Annotated in this window: 19 protein-coding genes; 1 reads left to right on the top strand and 18 read right to left on the bottom strand. The window is 42.1% G+C overall.

Annotated features, from left to right (window positions below):
* Positions 1 to 6: 6 nt before the first annotated feature.
* From AC075L_RS04080 to AC075L_RS04070, 3 genes are all read right to left on the bottom strand, one after another.
* On the bottom strand, positions 7 to 609 hold the full coding sequence (locus tag AC075L_RS04080) for a hypothetical protein (protein WP_118611130.1): 603 nt from the start codon (positions 607 to 609) through the stop codon (positions 7 to 9).
* Positions 610 to 654: 45 nt separating this feature from the next.
* Positions 655 to 921 (bottom strand): hypothetical protein, encoded by a 267-nt coding sequence (locus AC075L_RS04075; protein ID WP_118593746.1) that lies wholly within the window; start codon positions 919 to 921, stop codon positions 655 to 657.
* A 176-nt stretch (positions 922 to 1,097) separates the two neighbouring features.
* Complete coding sequence (locus AC075L_RS04070; protein ID WP_118593745.1) at positions 1,098 to 2,012, bottom strand: hypothetical protein; 915 nt, start codon at positions 2,010 to 2,012, stop codon at positions 1,098 to 1,100.
* Between the two features lie 311 nt (positions 2,013 to 2,323).
* On the opposite strand from AC075L_RS04070, the gene AC075L_RS04065 reads away from it, so the two are divergent.
* Complete coding sequence (locus AC075L_RS04065) at positions 2,324 to 2,503, top strand: hypothetical protein (RefSeq protein WP_118593744.1); 180 nt, start codon at positions 2,324 to 2,326, stop codon at positions 2,501 to 2,503.
* Positions 2,504 to 2,633: 130 nt separating this feature from the next.
* Here the strand turns inward: AC075L_RS04065 and AC075L_RS04060 are convergent, their stop codons facing one another.
* From AC075L_RS04060 to AC075L_RS03990, 15 genes are all read right to left on the bottom strand, one after another.
* Positions 2,634 to 2,873, bottom strand: coding sequence for a hypothetical protein (locus AC075L_RS04060; RefSeq protein ID WP_118593743.1), 240 nt, complete (start codon positions 2,871 to 2,873; stop codon positions 2,634 to 2,636).
* Positions 2,874 to 3,128: 255 nt separating this feature from the next.
* A complete protein-coding gene (gene lysS / locus AC075L_RS04055; RefSeq protein ID WP_008707788.1) occupies positions 3,129 to 5,165 on the bottom strand; it encodes a lysine--tRNA ligase in 2,037 nt (678 codons plus the stop codon).
* A gap of 399 nt (positions 5,166 to 5,564) precedes the next feature.
* Positions 5,565 to 6,047: a transcription elongation factor GreA gene (greA, locus tag AC075L_RS04050; RefSeq protein WP_008707789.1), complete on the bottom strand. Its 483-nt coding sequence runs from the start codon at positions 6,045 to 6,047 to the stop codon at positions 5,565 to 5,567.
* A 225-nt stretch (positions 6,048 to 6,272) separates the two neighbouring features.
* Positions 6,273 to 7,232, bottom strand: coding sequence for a tRNA dihydrouridine synthase DusB (gene dusB, locus AC075L_RS04045; protein ID WP_044951790.1), 960 nt, complete (start codon positions 7,230 to 7,232; stop codon positions 6,273 to 6,275).
* Between the two features lie 52 nt (positions 7,233 to 7,284).
* Positions 7,285 to 7,650, bottom strand: a complete 366-nt coding sequence (locus AC075L_RS04040; protein ID WP_118593549.1) for a DUF6145 family protein — start codon at positions 7,648 to 7,650, stop codon at positions 7,285 to 7,287.
* A 38-nt stretch (positions 7,651 to 7,688) separates the two neighbouring features.
* On the bottom strand, positions 7,689 to 8,492 hold the full coding sequence (locus AC075L_RS04035) for a biotin--[acetyl-CoA-carboxylase] ligase (RefSeq protein WP_022380136.1): 804 nt from the start codon (positions 8,490 to 8,492) through the stop codon (positions 7,689 to 7,691).
* Entirely contained in the window at positions 8,492 to 9,493 is a 1,002-nt protein-coding gene (gene argF, locus AC075L_RS04030) for an ornithine carbamoyltransferase (protein ID WP_008707793.1), read from the bottom strand. Before argF ends, AC075L_RS04035 begins: the two co-directional genes overlap by 1 nt.
* Positions 9,494 to 9,529: 36 nt before the next feature.
* Positions 9,530 to 10,471 (bottom strand): SPFH domain-containing protein, encoded by a 942-nt coding sequence (locus tag AC075L_RS04025; RefSeq protein ID WP_008707794.1) that lies wholly within the window; start codon positions 10,469 to 10,471, stop codon positions 9,530 to 9,532.
* A 2-nt stretch (positions 10,472 to 10,473) separates the two neighbouring features.
* Complete coding sequence (locus AC075L_RS04020) at positions 10,474 to 10,908, bottom strand: NfeD family protein (RefSeq protein ID WP_008707795.1); 435 nt, start codon at positions 10,906 to 10,908, stop codon at positions 10,474 to 10,476.
* Between the two features lie 20 nt (positions 10,909 to 10,928).
* Positions 10,929 to 11,702: a TrmH family RNA methyltransferase gene (locus tag AC075L_RS04015; RefSeq protein ID WP_025579019.1), complete on the bottom strand. Its 774-nt coding sequence runs from the start codon at positions 11,700 to 11,702 to the stop codon at positions 10,929 to 10,931.
* Between the two features lie 9 nt (positions 11,703 to 11,711).
* Complete coding sequence (locus tag AC075L_RS04010; protein WP_118569714.1) at positions 11,712 to 12,365, bottom strand: potassium channel family protein; 654 nt, start codon at positions 12,363 to 12,365, stop codon at positions 11,712 to 11,714.
* A 74-nt stretch (positions 12,366 to 12,439) separates the two neighbouring features.
* Positions 12,440 to 13,834, bottom strand: a complete 1,395-nt coding sequence (locus AC075L_RS04005; RefSeq protein ID WP_227194698.1) for a TrkH family potassium uptake protein — start codon at positions 13,832 to 13,834, stop codon at positions 12,440 to 12,442.
* Positions 13,835 to 13,837: 3 nt separating this feature from the next.
* A complete protein-coding gene (gene pfkA, locus AC075L_RS04000; protein ID WP_476387171.1) occupies positions 13,838 to 14,836 on the bottom strand; it encodes a 6-phosphofructokinase in 999 nt (332 codons plus the stop codon).
* A 72-nt stretch (positions 14,837 to 14,908) separates the two neighbouring features.
* Entirely contained in the window at positions 14,909 to 18,376 is a 3,468-nt protein-coding gene (locus AC075L_RS03995) for a DNA polymerase III subunit alpha (protein WP_118593548.1), read from the bottom strand.
* Positions 18,377 to 18,509: 133 nt separating this feature from the next.
* Entirely contained in the window at positions 18,510 to 19,349 is an 840-nt protein-coding gene (locus AC075L_RS03990) for a CvfB family protein (protein WP_008707806.1), read from the bottom strand.
* Between the last annotated feature and the right edge of the window lie 24 nt (positions 19,350 to 19,373).

Here is a 19,373-nt window from a genome sequence, read left to right as displayed (position 1 = left end):
TGAGTTTTATCCGTCTAAATCGTTTTCATCCATGTCGTCGATAGGATTCTCATTTGTGATAGTTAATTTTTGCTGTCTTTGATTCTGGATTATATTCAATATACTGTTTTCTTTTTCATTTCGAGCATATTTTATTTCCAAATAAGGTATATTGAGATCGAACCGAACATTCCAGTCTACAATAACGTTCTGCTTATATTCGTAAATTTCCAGATACCTCTTCACAACATTCAGAATCATATGTTCCAGTACATCCTTCTCATTTTCGTCTGCATATGGCACAACAATTTGAACACAAGGCAATCGCGAAATTTTAGTAAAACACATCATTGGAGCAGTTGGTGTTTCCGACAGTTCGACTATTCTCTTAAAACGTTTTTCCCCAATTATATTTTTCACAGTATTCCAAATATCTACTTTAATGCCAGCATCCATCGAAAAATCTTCCTGTTCGCGATCATTGACAGCCTCTCTAAGTTTAATGACAGCTTCATTAAAACTGCAACCTGTCCAAATCATAATCGCCAAACAAAAAATACCAAATACCCCTGCAAATGTAATTCCAAGTAACATTGCACTTGAAATAATCCATAGTACAAACTTAATCATTTTGCTTACTCCCCTTTCTATCAGCGGGGGTAATCCCCCCACTCACTAATTTAATTTTTCAATTTTTTTAATTGTCTGAAATGTTTTTCCAGACTTTAACGTCATCGCTTTATCATAGTAAATTTCAATTTCGTCTCCAACCTTCAATTGAGAACAATCATAATATCCGGCATAAATACTTTCTGCCCTTTTTCCAACAAAACCTTTTGTCCCATCTTCGTCCTTGTAAAACGGTTCAAAATCCTGCTCCACATATAATGTTGTAACTTTTCCATTTGCTTTTACAGAATAGTTCATTCCTACTACTTTCATTTTTATAACTCTCCTTTCTCAATAACCATATTTTTGTTTTTAAATGCCTTGCTCGTAATCTTATCCCATAGTTTTTCTCCTCCTCTCTGCCTTCTTTTTATCTTACACTTGAATTATAACAAACCCTTTTATCGTTCAGGTACGAACTTAAATTCTCGTATAAAAAAAGAACAGGATCAATTCCTGCTCTCTCCTTTTTCCTGACTCTCTCTCTTTTCTTTTTCCTCTCTCCTTTTTCTTGCCTCTATCTCTTTTTCCCGACTCTTAACCATTTCTTCCAATAAGATGTCTATAAATTCTGCAACTTTTTTATCCGTGCCACTTCGTGGCTCTACAATCTGTAGAAAAACTTTTCCAATATCCTCATCTTCTACTCCCATTTTTTCCTTCATCATTTCTTCGATGTTTAAATCTTTTCCGTGACTTTCACATTCTTTACAGTAATCCACAACATCAACTATGCTAAGCATCTCAGGATGTTTCTGCATATTAATAACATACATATAACCCTTTCCAGTTCTAAGAATATCCTGAGTAATCCCAAACCAAAGACAAACTACTTTTATTATTTTTTCTGCCATATCCCTTAATGTTTTTTTATTGGAGCGCATTTTATCCAAAACATCATAATAAAGTTTTCTTGTCTCTTTTACATCGGACAGATTCTTTTTATCCAAAGGAATCTCCATAATATATTCTGATACTTCCAATAATTCTCCAGCTATATCATTCAATGACAATCCAAAAGTACAGTATATAAAATCCGCTAGAATCATCCAATACTTTCCAACAAATTTTATTTTTTCTAGTTCCCGTGTATTCCACCGTTCCATCGCATTATAAAAAGCGGTTCTATCATAAGTATCTAATTTAGGAAAATTTTCATTAACTATTCCCATTTCCATACCAATATTATCTTCCTTAAATAATAAATCTAAATGTTCTTCCATCGGAACATTTATCGAGTCATTCACATTTTTCCCTGCGCTTCTATCCATATCTTCCTCTGCATTCTTTTTTGGAAAACCAAGCAAAATAGTATTATATTCTTCAAACAGATAATGGCAAAATAATTTTTCACTTTTTCTCATAAAAATAACCCTTCCTAATATTTATACTCAACATAGATTTTGTATTGTCATTGTACCCGACAGCGAAGAATTTATCAAGGTTGCTTCGCACCGTTCCACGGCTTTGACCTTGACAAATCCTTCCCTGCCGAAAAACCAGTAGACAACAAAATCAATGTCGCCCTTCGGTTGCTACGCTCCCCCAGCGGATATTCTGCATATTTTAATGCATTATATAATATATTTTAAAATACAAGCTAAATTTTATCGTAAAAATAATTCTATAATTATTTAATCTTATCCTATAAGATATACATATAGGAGGAAAAATCATGTCCAAATTTGAATTAAAATCAAATAAATCACGAGAATACAAATCCAAAACTTTTCGACTTCCTGCCGATTTACTAAACGATCTGGAGCAACGCGCTCAGGAAAAAGAATTATCTTTAAATCAGGCTGTTATCCAGTGCTTAGAATACGCCGTCAAAGCTATGGACAGTGAAGAATAACCACAACCATTAAAAATATCAAAAAGGACTGCCCTTATTGAAAATTAATTCAACTGGCAGTCCTTTTTGTTGGTTAATATTTTATAGGCTCAGTAGAAAGAAGCTTACTGAATTTTGTACTACATAATATTTACAGATTATTTTTCGCTGGCATGAAAATAATTCCCCTTTTTTCCATAGCTTGTGCATATGCCTGCAAATGCCACCTAACCCCATCAATTTTTACATGGCATTCATCAATTCTTCGACAAAGAGCATAATATCTGTCTCCATTTTCTGAAATCAGCTTTATTGCATCCCCATCTGGAATTTCAAAAATTTTTTCATTCTTACCATTCACAAAGCTAATAGACTCTCCCTTTTCTTCCATCCATCCCATTCCCTTCAAATGATTTAAAATAATTCAATATATACTATTAAGTACATTTTCAATGTATCATATTTTATTGTATTTTGCAATATAATTTGCAATTAAAATTATATTGCACATTGTGTTTTAAGGCAAAATAATAAGACGACTAAATCTTATGTTTAGTCGCCTTATTTAAACCTTGCATCCTCTTCCTAATCTTCTGTCGTAAGTTTGTCGTAAGTCGTATATTTTTGTCGTTTTATACGACTGATATTAATATAATTTTGCACCAGCCGGAATATGGTCATCTACCATCAGAAGATGAAGTTTTTCTTCGCCCTCTTCTTCATGGATTGCACTAAGTAACATTCCACAAGATTCAATTCCCATCATTGCTCTAGGTGGCAGATTTGTGATAGCTATAAGTGTCTTACCTACCAGTTCTTCTGGTTCGTAGAATGCGTGAATACCGCTTAAAATGGTACGTTCTACGCCTGTTCCATCATCCAGAGTAAACTGTAAAAGTTTCTTTGACTTCGGCACTGCGACACACTCTTTTACCTTTACTGCACGGAAATCGGACTTGCTGAAAGTCTCAAAATCTACCTCATCTTTGAACAATGGTTCGATTTCTACCTTTGAAAAATCAATCTTCTCAACTGGCTTTTCTGAAACCGTTTTAGCCTGCGCAACGTTGTTTGCTTCGTTCTTAGCAGCACCCTGTGACTTCATTGTCGGGAACAGCAGTACGTCACGGATTGCCTGGCTGTCTGTAAGCAGCATAACCAGACGGTCGATTCCGTATCCGATACCACCTGTAGGCGGCATACCGATCTCCAGTGCATTCAGGAAGTCTTCATCTGTGTGGTTTGCTTCCTCATCTCCTGCGTCAGCAAGAGCATCCTGTGCTTTGAAACGCTCTCTCTGGTCAATCGGGTCATTGAGCTCGGAATATGCGTTACACATTTCCCATGTATTAATGAACAGTTCGAAACGCTCTACCTTATTCGGATCAGAAGGTTTCTTCTTTGTCAGCGGAGAAATCTCGATCGGATGATCCATGATAAATGTTGGCTGGATCAGTTCTTTTTCACAATATTCCTCGAAGAACAGGTTGATGATATCACCCTTCTTATGACGTTCTTCATATTCAATATGATGCTCATCTGCAAGCTTCTTAGCTGCTTCATCATCTGCAACTTCATCAAAGTCAATTCCTGCATATTTCTTGATCGCATCATTCATGGTCAGACGTTCAAAAGGTTTGCTGAGGTCGATCTCGATACCATTGTAGGAAATCTTCGCAGAACCACAAACCTTCTCTGCCAGATAACGGAACATAGACTCAGTCAGTTCCATCATGCCTTCATAATCTGTATATGCCTGATAAAGCTCCATCAGAGTAAACTCCGGATTATGACGGGTATCTACACCTTCATTACGGAATACACGTCCGATCTCATAAACTCTCTCAAGACCACCAACGATCAGTCTCTTCAGATAAAGTTCAAGAGAAATACGAAGCTTAACATCTTCGTTCAGTGCATTATAATGAGTTTCAAACGGTCTTGCTGCAGCACCGCCTGCATTTGCAACCAGCATCGGAGTTTCCACTTCCATGAAGTCACGGTCTGCAAGGAAGTTGCGGATTTCTTTCAGAATCTGGGAACGTTTGATAAATACGTTCTTGCTGTCCTGATTCATGATAAGGTCTACATATCTCTGACGATAACGCATATCTGTATCTGTCAGTCCATGGAATTTCTCAGGAAGGATCTGTAAGCTCTTGGAAAGAAGAGTCATGCTTTCTGCATGGATAGAAATCTCACCTGTTCTTGTTCTGAATGCAAAACCTTCCAGTCCGAAGATATCACCGATATCGGATTTCTTAAAATCTGCATAAGAATCTGCTCCGATCGCATCTCTTGCTACATATACCTGAATATTTCCCTGTAAATCCTGGATATTGCAGAAAGAAGCCTTACCCATAACTCTCTTGAACATCATACGGCCTGCGATCGCTACGTGGATCGGGCTTGCGTCCATGATTTCTCTTCTCTCTTCATAATCTTTCTTAACAGCTTCCTTTGCCTGTTCTTCATCAAGACCTGTTACATCTACTTCTGCACGATCTTTGAGAAGTTCTGCCTCATGTGCTTCATAAAGACTCTTCACTTCCATTGAGTGATGAGTCTGGTTAAACTTTGTGATCTGAAATGGGTCTTTTCCATTAGCCTGAAGATCTGCCAGTTTATCGCGACGTACCTTCAGTAACTGGTTTAAATCCTGTTCCTGCTTCTGCTGTGCCACCTTGGTTCCTCCTTATATACTTGTATAATTATTATTTGTTCATAACTGTTCAGTACCTTCACAGTTACGAGCCAAAATGCATTAAAAATCACCTGCGGTGATGGCATTTGGGCTTGTATGTCTCGGGATTTTGGTACTTACGTGCCAAAACACCTCGCGGGATAGTAGACTACTGAATAGTTACATTTATTCTACATTTCCATGTGATATCAGATGTAACAGAAGATTCCATTCAACAGAATCCTGTATTTTCAAATATCAATTTATCAGATATACAGACAAAAATAAGAAATAACAAACTTCTTATTGTCTTCTTATTATCTGCTTATATAGTCAGAGAAAGGTGCGCGTTATGCCTTTGCATGATAAATCTCTACGCGCACCTCAGTCATCTGTCTCTTATACGTTTCTCTGGATCTCCAGAACTTTGTATTTCATGATTCCTGCCGGCATCTCTACTTCTACTACATCGCCTGTATGCGCACCGATAAGTGCTTTTCCTACGGGAGATTCGTTGGAGATTTTGCCTTCAAGGCTGTTAGCCTCTGTGGAACCTACGATCTTCAGCTCGATGTCTTCTTCGAATTCAAAATCGTGTACTTTAACCTTACATCCAACGCTGATCTTGTCCAGATCTACTTCGTCCTCTACAACAACTTCAGCATTCTTTAAGATCTTCTCGATTTCTTCGATACGTGCTTCAATGTCTCTCTGTTCGTCTTTCGCTGCATCGTATTCCGCATTCTCAGATAAGTCGCCCTGTTCTCTGGCTTCCTTAATTTTCTCTGCTACTTCTTTTCTCTTTACTACCTTTAAATCATGCAGCTCTTCTTCTAATTTTTTAAGTCCTGCATAAGTTAGTAAGTTTTTCTTTTCTTCCATAATAACCTTACTCCCTTTCAACATCCGGTATAGTCTTCTGCGTTTCTTTTCGCCCCGGATCACTACATGGATTTATGTGCTTCCTGATACATCATACCTGAAAAAGGGCAGACTTATTCTAGGATATTCACAATTTCTGTATTATACAAAAAAGCACCCGGATTGTCAAGCATTCCGAGCGCCTTTGCTATTGTTTATATTTTTCATTTCACATGGTTTTAACTTTTATGCTAATCTTGATAAAAGCGCCTCCAGAGCTTCATAACTTTCTATGGTGTTTGACTCTCTTCTGAGCCCTGCGCTGTGACGCATGCCTGCAGTATACCAGGCAACGTGTTTACGCATCTCACGTATTCCTACGAATTCCCCTTTTAATTCAATCTGTTTTCTGGCATGACGCAGGATCATTTCACGTATTTCCTCTACAGACGGGCGTTCCAACAGTTCTCCTGTCCGGAAATAATGGTTCAGTTCGCGGAACAACCAGGGATTTCCCCTTACTGCACGTCCCACCATAACAGCATCACATCCGGTCTGTTTTACCAGTGCTTCTGCTTTCAGCGGAGAATCTACATCTCCGTTTCCAATTACAGGAATGGTAATCGCTTCTTTTACCCTGCGGATCGTATCCCAGTCTGCAGTGCCGGAATAGTACTGCTGTCTGGTGCGCCCATGCACTGCAAGTGCTGCTGCTCCCGCATCCTCAATACGTTTCGCGATTTCAACAATATCTACCGGTTCATTCTCAAATCCGATTCGCACCTTGACAGTCAACGGTTTACTGATTGCAGATGATACTTTTCGAACGATCTCTTCAATCAGATTCGGGTTCTTTAACAATGCAGATCCCTCGCCGTTATTGACAACCTTCGGCACAGGGCATCCCATATTGATGTCCAGGATATCGAAATCTCTGTCCTCAATGGATTTCGCAACCTCTGCCATAAGATCCGGTTCACTGCCAAAAAGCTGCATGGAAACCGGGTGCTCACATGGATCAATCTCCATCAGGGCAATAGTGTTTTTATTGTGAAAAGAAATCGCTTTTGCACTGATCATTTCCATACAGATCAGTCCGGCCCCCTGCTCTTTACAGAGCGTTCGAAATGGCAGGTCTGTGACACCTGCCATTGGTGCAAGAACAAACGGATTATCAATCTGTACGTTTCCTATTTTCCACTGCATCTCCATGAATGGTTCTCTTGCCCGTACCGGCTCATTCCTTGTCTGCATGGATTCAGCCCTCACTGCCCGATGTTTTCTTCAGTTCTTCTTCCGGGATGTCTCCGAGAAAGAATACTTTATAATACATTTCCAGAGATTCCAGAAGTTCTTTCTTGTCCTGCTGAAGCTGTTTGATCTTCAGTCCGCTTCCGATCTCATCGTAGCGGGCATCTGCTTCCAGAGCTTCTGTTTTAAACTGAAGTCTGCCGTTTTCGTCAAATTCCAGAGTCAGGATTCCTCCTACATCCTCTGTGTAAAGAACACACATGATCTGAAGTTCTTTCTTCACATGATCCGGAAGTGCATTGAAATCCTGATTAAAATAAAATTTCTTCTCATAGGCACTTGCGCCGCAGAGAGTAATGTTGTCCTGATACATAAATTACTGTTTCCCTCTTTCGAAATTATTCAGAATCTTTATACATAGCTGTAAAGTCCACGCACCGAAACCTCTCCTGCGCTGACTTTCACAACTTCTTTATTCTGCCTTTCCACAAGCAGTTCACCTTTTTCATCAATCCCCCTGCAGATTCCTTCGAAACTTCTGTCACCATCGATCACTCTGACCGGCTGGTTCAGATTTGCAAGGATTCTGTGGTAATCATCCAGCAGATGAGTAAAATCACAGGTCTGGATAAATTTCTCATAGTTGATCTCGAAATATTTCATCACCTGTGCAATCACCTGATTTCTGTCATATTCATGACCGCCCTCCAGAATCAGTGAAGTCGCTTTGTCCTGCATCTCTTCCGGAAATTCTTTCAGGTTTACATTGATTCCTACTCCGATGAGAACATAATTGATCTTCACACCATTTGTTCCCATCTCGGTCAGGATACCACAGATTTTCTTCTTAGAGATCACAATATCATTGGGCCATTTAATACTTACGTTAAACCCCAGTTCCTCTGCTGCCTGTGCCACTGCCATTCCCATAACCAGTGTCAGCATAGACGCATACTGCGGTGAAAATTCCGGACGTAAGAGCAGTGTCATCATAATAGAGCTGCCCTCCGGCGCTTCCCATCTTCTGTCAAAACGCCCTCTTCCCGCAGACTGAAATTCCGCAACTGCCAGAGTTCCATGCTCTGCACCATCTTTTGCCAGACGCTTGATCCATGAATTGGTAGAATCTGTTTCTTTTGCAAAATGGACGGTTTTGCCCGCCCATTTTGTGTCTATCGCCTGTGAAATTGTTTCTTCATTATACAGATGTGCCATTATTTGTTCTCCGGCTCTCCTAATGTTGCTACCATAACAGCTTTGATGGTATGCATACGGTTCTCTGCCTCATCAAATACTTTGGACTGCTCAGATTCAAATACTTCGTCTGTTACTTCCATGTCTGTCAGATTGAATCTCTCGCCCATTTCCTTGCCGATCTTTGTCTTAAGGTCATGGAATGCAGGCAGACAGTGAAGGAAGATTGCTTTCTCTCCTGCGTTCTTCATAACGTCCTTTGTTACTTTATAAGGTGTCAGATCATGGATTCTCTCTGTCCATACCTCATCCGGCTCACCCATAGATACCCATACGTCTGTATAGATAACGTCTGCATCCTTTGTTCCTTCCTGAACATCCTCTGTCAGAGTGATGCTTCCGCCGGATGCTTTTGCATATTCCTCGCACTGAGCAACTAACTCTGCATTCGGGAAATATTTCTTAGTTGTGCAGGCTACGAAATGCATGCCAAGTTTTGTGCAGGCAATCATCAGGGAATTACCCATATTGTAACGGGCATCACCCATGTATACAAGCTTACGTCCTTTTAAATCTCCGAAATGCTCACGGATTGTCAGCATATCAGCGATCATCTGTGTCGGATGATATTCGTTCGTAAGGCCATTCCATACCGGAACACCTGCATGTTTTGCAAGCTCTTCTACGACTTCCTGACCAAATCCACGATATTCGATACCATCATACATTCTTCCCAGAACTCTTGCTGTATCTGCAATGCTTTCTTTCTTACCGATCTGAGAACCTGTCGGATCCAGGTATGTGCTTCCCATTCCAAGATCATGGGCAGCTACCTCAAAAGAGCAGCGGGTTCTTGTACTTGTTTTTTCAAAAATAAGTGCAATATTTTTGCCTCTGTAATATTCGTGAAGCTCGCCGGCTTTCTTCTTTGCTTTAAGTTCTGCGGATAAATCAATAAGATATGTGATCTCCTCCGGTGTAAAGTCTTTCAGTGTCAGAAAGTTTCTTCCTTTTAAGTTCATAATAATTCTCTCCCCGATGTCATTTATTCTCTTTTGTTATTTGTCTGTCTCCGCTTTCGGATCAGTGACGATCTCTTTCAGCGAACTTGCCAGACCTGCGATTCCCTGAATATCCGACGGAATAATGATCTTGGTTGCCTTACCGTCTGCTGCCCTGGCAAATGCTTCCAGACTCTTCAGTGTCAGAACTGCCTCATCTGCTCCTGCCTCTCTGATCATGCGGATACCCTCTGCATTGGCATTCTGAACTTTCAGAACTGCCTCAGCCTGTCCTTCTGCCTCCTTGATCATACGCTCTTTCTGAGCCTCTGCGCGGAGGATTGCTGCCTGTTTCTCAGCTTCTGCATCCAGAATTGCGGATTGTTTCTTACCTTCTGCAACAAGGATCGTAGATTTCTTCTGACCTTCTGCGATCAGGATTGCTTCACGACGTTCACGCTCAGCTTTCATCTGTTTCTCCATTGCATCCTGAATAGCTGCCGGAGGAATAATGTTCTTCAGTTCCACACGATTGACCTTGATTCCCCATGGATCAGTAGCTTCATCAAGAGAAGCTCTCATCTTGGTATTGATCGTCTCACGTGATGTAAGTGTCTCATCCAGTTCCATGTCACCGATAATATTTCTTAAGGTTGTTGCGGACAGATTCTCGATTGCCATGATCGGATTCTCCACACCGTAAGTATAAAGCTTCGGATCTGTAATCTGAAAGAATACGACAGTATCGATCTGCATGGTTACATTATCCTTTGTGATAACCGGCTGCGGTGGAAAATCCACTACCTGTTCCTTCAGATTTACCTTTCTGGCCACTCGTTCAATAAACGGAACCTTGAAGTGAATTCCTGTACTCCAGGTTGCCTGATAAGCTCCCAGACGTTCCAGGATTACTGCATATGCCTGTGGTACAATGCGGACGCAGGATGCAAGGACCCATACCGCAATAACGATAATAACTATCAGAAAAACCACGCCCATAACTAATCCTCCTTATTCTGTTTTACGATAAGTTTCACACCTCGGATCTCTTCGATCGTTACAACGGTGCCTTCGCCGATTTTTTCGTCATCAGCAGAACGTGCAGTCCATTCAATGTCATTGATACGAACCTGGCCTGTCTGCGCCAGATTGTCAATCTCCTGAATCACAACTGCTTTCTTTCCAATCAGACTGTTTGCATTGGTCTGTATGGTTTCTTTGTTGAAGTACTTCATTGCCAGTGGTCTGGTAAAGATGAGAAGTACCAATGAAACACACAGAAACAGCAATATCTGTACAGTGAGGTTCGCTCCTGCATAACATGCAATAGCAGCGACCAGTGCGCCGCCGGCAAACCAGATGGTGGTCAGTCCTGCCGTAATTGCCTCTACAACAAGCAATAACGCAAGAATCCCAAGCCAGATCAAAGGCTGCATGAAACTCCTCCTTTCGTCTGCTATCGTCTCTGACGAGCAGCTTCATACATGAGAATTCCGGATGCCATGGCAGCATTCAGAGATTCTACTTTTCCACACATAGGAATCCGTATCAGACAATCAGCACTGTCTGCCGCTTCATCTGTCAGTCCTTTTCCCTCGTTGCCGATCAGGAAAGCAGTTCCTCCTGTGTAGGATTCCTGATCATAAGAGTTCTTACCATGCAGATGCGCCGCAAATGTGCGGATATTTCTGTCTTTCAGTTCCTGTGCTAATGATACCACACTTTCCACATATAGGAAAGGCATTCTGTAGACAGAACCCATGGTTGATCGTATAACCTTCGGGTTTGTGATATCCACGCAGGTCTTTGTCAGAAGAACTCCGCTTACTCCGGCACCCTCTCCTGTACGGAGAATAGTTCCCGCATTTCCCGGATCCTGCAGATCTTCCAGAATCATAACCAGCGGATTTTTCCCGCCGAGAATATCTTCCATTATATAAGAAGGTTTCTTAAGCACTGTCATAATTCCCTGCGGCGTCTGCGTATCGCTCATCTGTCGAAAAACAGAATCTGTTACTATTTCATATGGAAGTTTCTCCACCTGAGCCATCAGTTCTGCATCACCGCTGAGAGCTTCTGATACATACACCTTCGAAATCCAATCCCTAGGTGCTTCGCCGAACATTTTTCTTCCTTCTGCAACAAAAAGCCCTTGTTCTCTGCGGGCTTTTGTTTTCTGGTTCAGCTGTATGATATTTTTTACCTGTCCGTTATTTACACTGGTGATCATATCTTATCCTCAATTTTCCGAAACCTTATTCAGGTCACTGTTTGCTCCTGCTGCAACAACTGTGCAGTCTGCCGGAAACACTTCATCCGGCGCCACATTCATATTCATCTTATCGCCATGCTTCAGACCGATCAGATTGATGTTATACTTTTCCCTGACCTTCAGCTCCCGAAGTGTTTTTCCTATCCATTCCCGCGGGATCTTAAATTCTGCCATACTGAAATCAGAAGAAAGCTCAAACATATCGACAAATCCACTGGAGAGAAGATTTCTTGCAACTCTGATACCCATGGAATGTTCAGGATAAATCACCTTATCTGCCCCTATTTTCTCCAGTATCCTGCCATGAAGAGAATTCATTGCCTTCGCCATGACAAAAGGAACTCCAAGTTCTTTCACCTGCATCGTTGCTGTAATACTGGCCTCCATATTCTCGGCTACTGCGATGACCGCAACATCTACGTTCTGAACTCCAAGCGATTCCAGAATTCCCGGATCACGCACATCTGCCTTGACAGCATAGGAAACTTTCTCTGCGATATCCTGCACATTATCATCTTTCTCGTCAATGGCAAGTACATCGCAGTTCGCCTCTGCCAGAGTAAGGGCTACCGTCATCCCGAACTGCCCAAGACCGATCACTGCATAAGATTTGTTCTTCATTTTCTTCCTCATTTCTCTTTCTGAACATGTATTCGTTATCCTCTGCGAATATCCGCCTGACTGCCGAACCGTTACTATCCAATCATAATATCTTCTTCTGCCAGATGTGAATCTGCCGGCATTTTCTGTACACGTACAGTCACTGCAGTTCCCAGAGTCAGCGGACCGATTCTTCCCAGATACATAGTCAGGATCACGATCCATTTGCCTGCTGTATTCAGGCAGGGTGTCAGCCCTCTGCTAAGTCCTACCGTTGCAACCGCAGATGTAATTTCATAAACAACATCTTCTATAGGTGCTTCCGGCATGGCTGCACACAACAGCATACTCATGAGAATAAGTACTGTAAGTACCATACCTGTCACTACGATCGCAGAACGGATGTAGCTGTCTCTGATTCTCCTGTGGTGTACTTCCACATCCCGTTTTCCCTGAAGATTGGATTTCAAACTCAGCAGAAGGACCGCAACTGTTGTTGTCTTAATTCCACCTGCTGTTCCCATAGGGGAACCGCCGATCAACATCAATATCAGGCACAGCATATAAGTTGCATTGGAAAATCTCTCCTGACTTACAGTGAAAAATCCGGCTGTTCTTGTGGTAACTGACTGGAACAAAGATGCCATCCACTTCGTTTCCGGCGAATATGTCCCAATACTTTCCGGATTTCCATGATCAAACAGAAAGATCAGTACTGTACCGCCCACAACAAGTATCAGCGTCATCATCAACACGATCTTACTGTGAAGACGGAGATTTTTAAATATACGTCCCACAGGAAGTTTCCCTCTGATGACTCGTTTAATCTTATCCCAGATATCCCACCAGACCACAAACCCAAGACCTGACATAATGATCAGTCCTACACTTGTAAAGTTTACGATCGGATCAGCAACATACTGAGCCATGCTGTCCTCTCCCAGCAGATCAATACCAGCATTACAGAATGCAGATACTGCCGTAAAAACAGAATATCCCAGACCTTTTGCCAGACCAAACTGCGGAATAAATCGAACTGCATAACACACTGCACCGATTCCTTCTGCTCCAAACACACAGATCAGAACTTTCTTCACCAGCCTGACCATCCCACCCATTCTGTCCATATTATAGGACTCCTGGATAACACGCCGGTTCCTCAGCGATATTTTCTTTCTCAGACTTATAAAAATAATACTGCCCAGAGAAATCAGTCCCACACCTCCGATCTGGATCAGGACAAGAATAATAATCTTGCCTGCCAGAGTCCAGTGAGTTGCCGTAACAACTGTCACAAGCCCTGTTACACATATACTTGTGGTTGCGGTAAACATGGCATCTGTAAAAGATGTGTGGTATCCGGGTGCCGTACAAAACGGCAGCCACAGAAGTAATCCCCCTAAGATAATCACTCCCGCAAAACCGAGGGTAATTATCTGAGCAGTATTTAATTTATGCAGTCTGTTATATAACTGCATCTTTTTATTCATTTGTTATTTGTTGTTTTTATCATAGTTATGAGAAAGTGACTGGCATACTTCCCACTGATAGTCAGAGATACCTTTCTGCATAGCAAGTGCTTCATTGATATCGAAGTCTACGAATTCACCGTGACGATATCCGACAACGCGGCATGTCTTGCCTGCAATAAGAAGGTCTACAGCCAGAGCACCCATCATAGATGCATATACACGGTCTTTACATGTCGGGCTTCCACCACGCTGCATGTGTCCAAGGATTGTAGCACGTGTTTCGATACCTGTGGCAGCTTCGATACGTTTTGCCATTGCTTCAGAATGACCGATACCTTCTGCATTGATGATGATGTGATGCTTTTTGCCTTTCTTACGACTCTCGATAATGTTATTGATCAGCTTCTGCTCATCATAGTCATATTTCTCAGGAACCAGAACGTCCTCAGCACCGTTGGCAATACCGCACCACAGAGCAATATATCCTGCACCACGTCCCATAACCTCGATGATACTGCATCTCTCATGAGAAGTGGAAGTATCACGTACTTTATCAATTGCTTCCATTGCTGTGTTTACAGCTGTATCAAATCCGATGGTATATTCTGTACATGCAATGTCAAGGTCGATTGTTCCGGGAAGACCGATTGTATTGATTCCGAGATTCGCAAGCTTCTGAGCACCTGCGAAAAATCCGTCACCACCGATGACAACAAGTCCGTCAATTCCATGTTTTCTGCAGATCTCTGCTCCACGTTTCTGGCCTTCTTCTGTACGGAATTCTGCACAACGTGCTGTATAAAGGATTGTACCTCCACGCTCGATTGTATCAGATACATCTTTTGCGCTCATGTCAATAATCTCTTCGTTTAACAGACCATTGTATCCTTTCAGAATACCTTTTACATTTAATCCATTGCTTAAACCTCTTCTGACAACTGCACGAATTGCAGCATTCATTCCAGGTGCGTCACCACCGCTGGTAAGGACACCAATGGTTTTTATCTTGTTTTCTGCCATCTTTTCTTCCTCCATCTTCTGAATCTATCTCATTTTTACTATACACATATTCGGGTATAGTTTAGCGCATTTCTATAAGTTTTTCAATCCTCTTTCTACAACTTTAACATTGGTTTTACCATATTTTTCGTACATATAGTTCAGCCATGAGTCCTGAATTTGTGCATGATATCCAACCGGAAGCTTCTTTATGGCCTTTACGTCTTTCAGGTAGATCACAACAGCACTGTCACCCGGTGAACGTCTGAGGTCTGCAAGCAATTCCTGAGATTGCTGTGTGTAGCTTTCTTTATTGTCAAACTGTATCCAGATTTCCCTTGGCATATTGTCAAAGGGACGGATTTTTTCAAGGATCAGTTTACTGGCGCGATCGTCCTCTGCAGATACTCTGCCCTGAATAAATACTCTGCCTTCTTCATTCAGGAACTGCTGACTTTTCTCATAATCTCTGGGGAACACAACTACCTCCACTGTTCCTACCAGATCCTCCACTGTGAGGAATGCCATAACCTTATTATTCTTTGTATATTTGATGGTTTTATCCGTAATCATTCCACCGATAATTACTTTCTGACCATCCATGACTTTCGGAAGATTTGTTTCTTCATCCTGCTGAAAATCAGAGGTTTTCGCAGAAATGGTTTTCTCCATCATTCCCCGGTAATTTTCCAGAGGATGACCACTGAGGTAGATTCCCAGAACTTCCTTCTCATATCCCAGAAGTTCCTCTTTTCCGAATTCCTCCACATCGGGCATACGGATTTCAAATTCTTTTTTGTCCTCCTCGCTTACCAGATCAAAAAGGCTCATCTGGCCTGCCAGTGAATTCTTCTTATCCTGACTGATACTGTCTGAAATCTTCTGATAAACCAGCATTTTCTGGCGGCGGTTACCATCCAGGCAATCCAGCGCACCTGCTTTGATAAAGTTTTCTACTGCTCGCTTATTCATCTGCGGAGAGTTTCGTTCCATAAAATCCTTCAGGGAACGATATTGTCCGTTCTCGTCCCTCTCTTTTACCAGGCTTTCAATAACCGGACGTCCCACACTCTTTATAGCGGACAGGCCATATCGGATTGCACCGTTATCTACAGAAAATCCGTACATTCCACAGTTCACATCCGGCGGCAGGATCTTAATCCCCATCTGTCTGCAGACCAAAATATATTCTGCAACCTTATTGGGAAAATCAATAACCGACGTCATAAGTGCAGCCATAAATTCTACAGGATAATAGTACTTCAGATAGGCTGTCTGGTAGGAAACAACTGCATAGGCTGCTGCATGGGACTTATTAAAGGCATATTTGGCGAAATCAATCATTTCATCATATATTTTATTTGCCGTTGCCTCATCAATTCCATTTGCAATACAGCCTGGAACTCCCTCTGCTTCATTTCCGTAAACAAAGTTCTGGCGCTCCTTTTCCATGACAGAGGCCTTCTTTTTGGACATTGCTCGACGTACCAGGTCGCTTCGGCCCAGAGTATAACCTGCCAGGTTCCGAACAATCTGCATAACCTGCTCCTGATAGACAATACACCCATACGTAGGCTTCAGGATCGGCTCCAGCTGAGGGCAGTCGTAACGGATGGTATCCGGACGGTTTTTGCCCCGGATATACTGAGGGATAAAATCCATGGGGCCCGGGCGGTAAAGAGAAATTCCTGCGATCACATCTTCCAGACTCTGAGGCTTCAGTTCCTTCATGAAGTTTTTCATTCCCGCACTTTCAAGCTGAAATACACCATCAGAACGACCGGTGCCAAGGGAATCCAAAACCTTTTTATCATCATAATTAATCTTCTGCATATCCAAAGTCACTCCTGCATCCTTCTGGATCAGCTTTACTGCATTCTGGATCACAGTCAGAGTACGAAGTCCCAGGAAGTCCATTTTTAAAAGTCCCAATTCTTCCAGTGTTGTCATAGTAAACTGAGTGACAATAGACCCGTCTGATGCTCTGGAAAGCGGTACATATTCTGATACGTCCTTCTGGCTGATAACAACACCTGCCGCATGCATGGAGGTATGTCTGGGAAGTCCCTCCAGACGTCTTGCCATATCGATCAGATAATGAATTTCATCCTGCTCTTCATATGCTTTTTTCAGCTCAGGGTTCATAGTAAGGGCTTTATCTATAGTAATATTTAATTCCTGCGGGATCATTTTCGCAATGGAATCCACCTGTGCATAAGGCATATCCAGTACACGGCCCACATCCCGGATCACACCACGGGCTGCCAGCGTACCAAAAGTAACGATCTGAACCACACAATCATCCCCATATTTACGGCGGACATATTCAATAACCTCCTGCCTTCTTTCGAAGCAGAAGTCAACGTCAATATCAGGCATAGATACTCGTTCCGGATTCAGAAATCGCTCAAAGAGCAGATCATAGCGAATAGGATCAAGCTGTGTGATGCCCAAGGTATAAGCAACCAGACTTCCCGCTGCAGAGCCACGTCCCGGTCCTACCATAATGTCATGATCGCGGGCATATTTAATAAAATCCCATACTATAAGGAAGTAATCCACGTAGCCCATATTTTTTATAGTAGATAATTCGTAATTCAGACGAGCTTTTAATTCCTCTGTAACCGGCTGATAACGTTCCTCCAGTCCCTCGAAGCATAGCTTGTTCAGATATTCCCAGGATGTAAGACCATCCGGCACATCGAATCTTGGAAGCTTGGTCACGCCAAATTCAATCTCAACATGACATCTCTGTGCAATCTTATGAGTATTCTCCAGGGCCTCCAAAGCATATGGGAAAAGTTCTGCCATTTCTTCCGGGGATTTCACATAATACTGGCCGCCCTCATAACGCATTCTGTCCTCATCTGCCAGTTTCTTGTTTGTCTGCAGACAGAGAAGAATATCATGAGGATCAGCATCCTCCGCCCTTGTATAATGCACATCATTGGTTACCACAAGGTCAATCCCTGTTTCTTCGTGCATACGGAGAAGTTCCTGATTTACCAGTCTCTGCGCAGGAATTCCATGATCCTGTAATTCCAGGAAGAAATTCCCTTTGCCAAAAATATCCTGATAACGAAGAGCTGCTGCCTTTGCATCCTCATACATGCCTCTCTGAAGATATCTGGCAACCTCACCTGCAAGGCAGGCACTTAAGGCAATAATCCCTTCATGGTACTCTTTTAATACCGCAAGATCTACTCGCGGTTTATAATAGAATCCTTCTGTGAAACCCTTTGATACTATCTTCATCAGGTTGGCATACCCCTGATTATTTTCTGCCAGAAGAACCAGATGGTAATATCTGTCCTCGCCACTTCCTGCTTCACGGTCAAATCGGGAGCCGGGGGCTACATAAACCTCACATCCCAGAATCGGATTGATTCCCTCGGCTCTTGCTGCACGATAAAAATCAATCACACCATACATAACTCCATGATCTGTGATCGCCGCACTGTCCATGCCAAGTTCTTTGACACGGGCTACATATTCTTTTATCTTATTGGAACCATCCAGCAGACTGTATTCTGTATGGACGTGAAGATGTGTAAACTCCAACTCTATTTCTCTCCTGTTCTAATATCTGCAATTTTATCGCAGCATATTTTTATAAATTTAACTGAATCAGGTAAGTCCCATGCTTCAATTGCGAAAAGCAATAATCATTGGGTGGGAACTTGCTTGTCTGTTACTATTTCGCGTAGATTCTCTTGTCCTTAATCTCTACTTTGCCTTCCTTCATCAGATGGCCAATGGCACGTTTAAACGCTCCCTTACTCAGACCAAATTCTCTCTGGATCACTTCTGGTGATGCCTTGTCATCAAATGGAAGAACACCTGCAAATTCATTGATCACTTCAAGGACATTCTCCGCATCCTCATTGATCTGAAGATATGCTTTCTGACGATCTGTGACGTTCATTTTTCCGTCTTCTTTTACTTCGCTGACACGCAGCTCAAGGATCTTGCCCGGACGGTATTTTCCCTTGGCTTCTCTTGCAGGGATCAGTGCAGAATATTTATCATCAACTGCCACAAATACACCGAATCTGTCGCTGATCTCATAAACACGGCCCTTCACCATATCTCCCACTACATAAGGAGTTCTGGTGGAAAGATAATGATAAACCTTCATAGTTGCGCAGAGACGACTGCTCTTGTCAATATAGAGTGCTACCAGCACATCTTCTCCCTCTCTTACTTTCAGAGTCTGCTCATGATATGGAAGCAGAAGGTCTTTCTCCAGTCCCCAGTCAAGGAATGCACCAATCCTTGTTACCTGAGAGACTTTCAGAACTGCTGTCTGACCTACCTGAAGCTTCGGTTCTTTTGTTGTTGCAATAAGACGATCCTGAGAATCCTTGTAGATAAATGCTTCAATGCTGTCGCCTTCCTTTGTTCCTTCCGGAACCTGTCTGGACGGAAGAAGGACACGGTTCTTTGCATCTGCCTGCATATCCTCACCCAGATATACACCGAAATCTACGGACTTCACTACTGTTAATTTCTGTTTTTTTCCTAACTCTATCATATAATCTCCATTTCTGTTGTGGTA

The sequence above is a fragment of the Blautia sp. ZXY-1-B12 genome (genome assembly GCF_056339915.1).
This window is presented reverse-complemented; position numbering and strand designations above follow the sequence as displayed.

Coding starts and splice junctions, on each gene's coding strand:
- AC075L_RS04015 (WP_025579019.1), bottom strand. CDS start 11,702: ATGATCACCAGTGTAAATAACGGACAGGTAAAAAATATCATACAGCTG.
- AC075L_RS04080 (WP_118611130.1), bottom strand. CDS start 609: ATGATTAAGTTTGTACTATGGATTATTTCAAGTGCAATGTTACTTGGA.
- AC075L_RS04005 (WP_227194698.1), bottom strand. CDS start 13,834: ATGAATAAAAAGATGCAGTTATATAACAGACTGCATAAATTAAATACT.
- AC075L_RS04025 (WP_008707794.1), bottom strand. CDS start 10,471: ATGGGCGTGGTTTTTCTGATAGTTATTATCGTTATTGCGGTATGGGTC.
- greA (WP_008707789.1), bottom strand. CDS start 6,047: ATGGAAGAAAAGAAAAACTTACTAACTTATGCAGGACTTAAAAAATTA.
- AC075L_RS04035 (WP_022380136.1), bottom strand. CDS start 8,492: ATGGCACATCTGTATAATGAAGAAACAATTTCACAGGCGATAGACACA.
- AC075L_RS04070 (WP_118593745.1), bottom strand. CDS start 2,012: ATGAGAAAAAGTGAAAAATTATTTTGCCATTATCTGTTTGAAGAATAT.
- AC075L_RS04065 (WP_118593744.1), top strand. CDS start 2,324: ATGTCCAAATTTGAATTAAAATCAAATAAATCACGAGAATACAAATCC.
- AC075L_RS04040 (WP_118593549.1), bottom strand. CDS start 7,650: ATGTATCAGGACAACATTACTCTCTGCGGCGCAAGTGCCTATGAGAAG.
- AC075L_RS04060 (WP_118593743.1), bottom strand. CDS start 2,873: ATGGAAGAAAAGGGAGAGTCTATTAGCTTTGTGAATGGTAAGAATGAA.
- AC075L_RS04010 (WP_118569714.1), bottom strand. CDS start 12,365: ATGAAGAACAAATCTTATGCAGTGATCGGTCTTGGGCAGTTCGGGATG.
- pfkA (WP_476387171.1), bottom strand. CDS start 14,836: ATGGCAGAAAACAAGATAAAAACCATTGGTGTCCTTACCAGCGGTGGT.
- dusB (WP_044951790.1), bottom strand. CDS start 7,232: ATGCAGTGGAAAATAGGAAACGTACAGATTGATAATCCGTTTGTTCTT.
- AC075L_RS04075 (WP_118593746.1), bottom strand. CDS start 921: ATGAAAGTAGTAGGAATGAACTATTCTGTAAAAGCAAATGGAAAAGTT.
- argF (WP_008707793.1), bottom strand. CDS start 9,493: ATGAACTTAAAAGGAAGAAACTTTCTGACACTGAAAGACTTTACACCG.
- AC075L_RS03990 (WP_008707806.1), bottom strand. CDS start 19,349: ATGATAGAGTTAGGAAAAAAACAGAAATTAACAGTAGTGAAGTCCGTA.
- AC075L_RS04020 (WP_008707795.1), bottom strand. CDS start 10,908: ATGCAGCCTTTGATCTGGCTTGGGATTCTTGCGTTATTGCTTGTTGTA.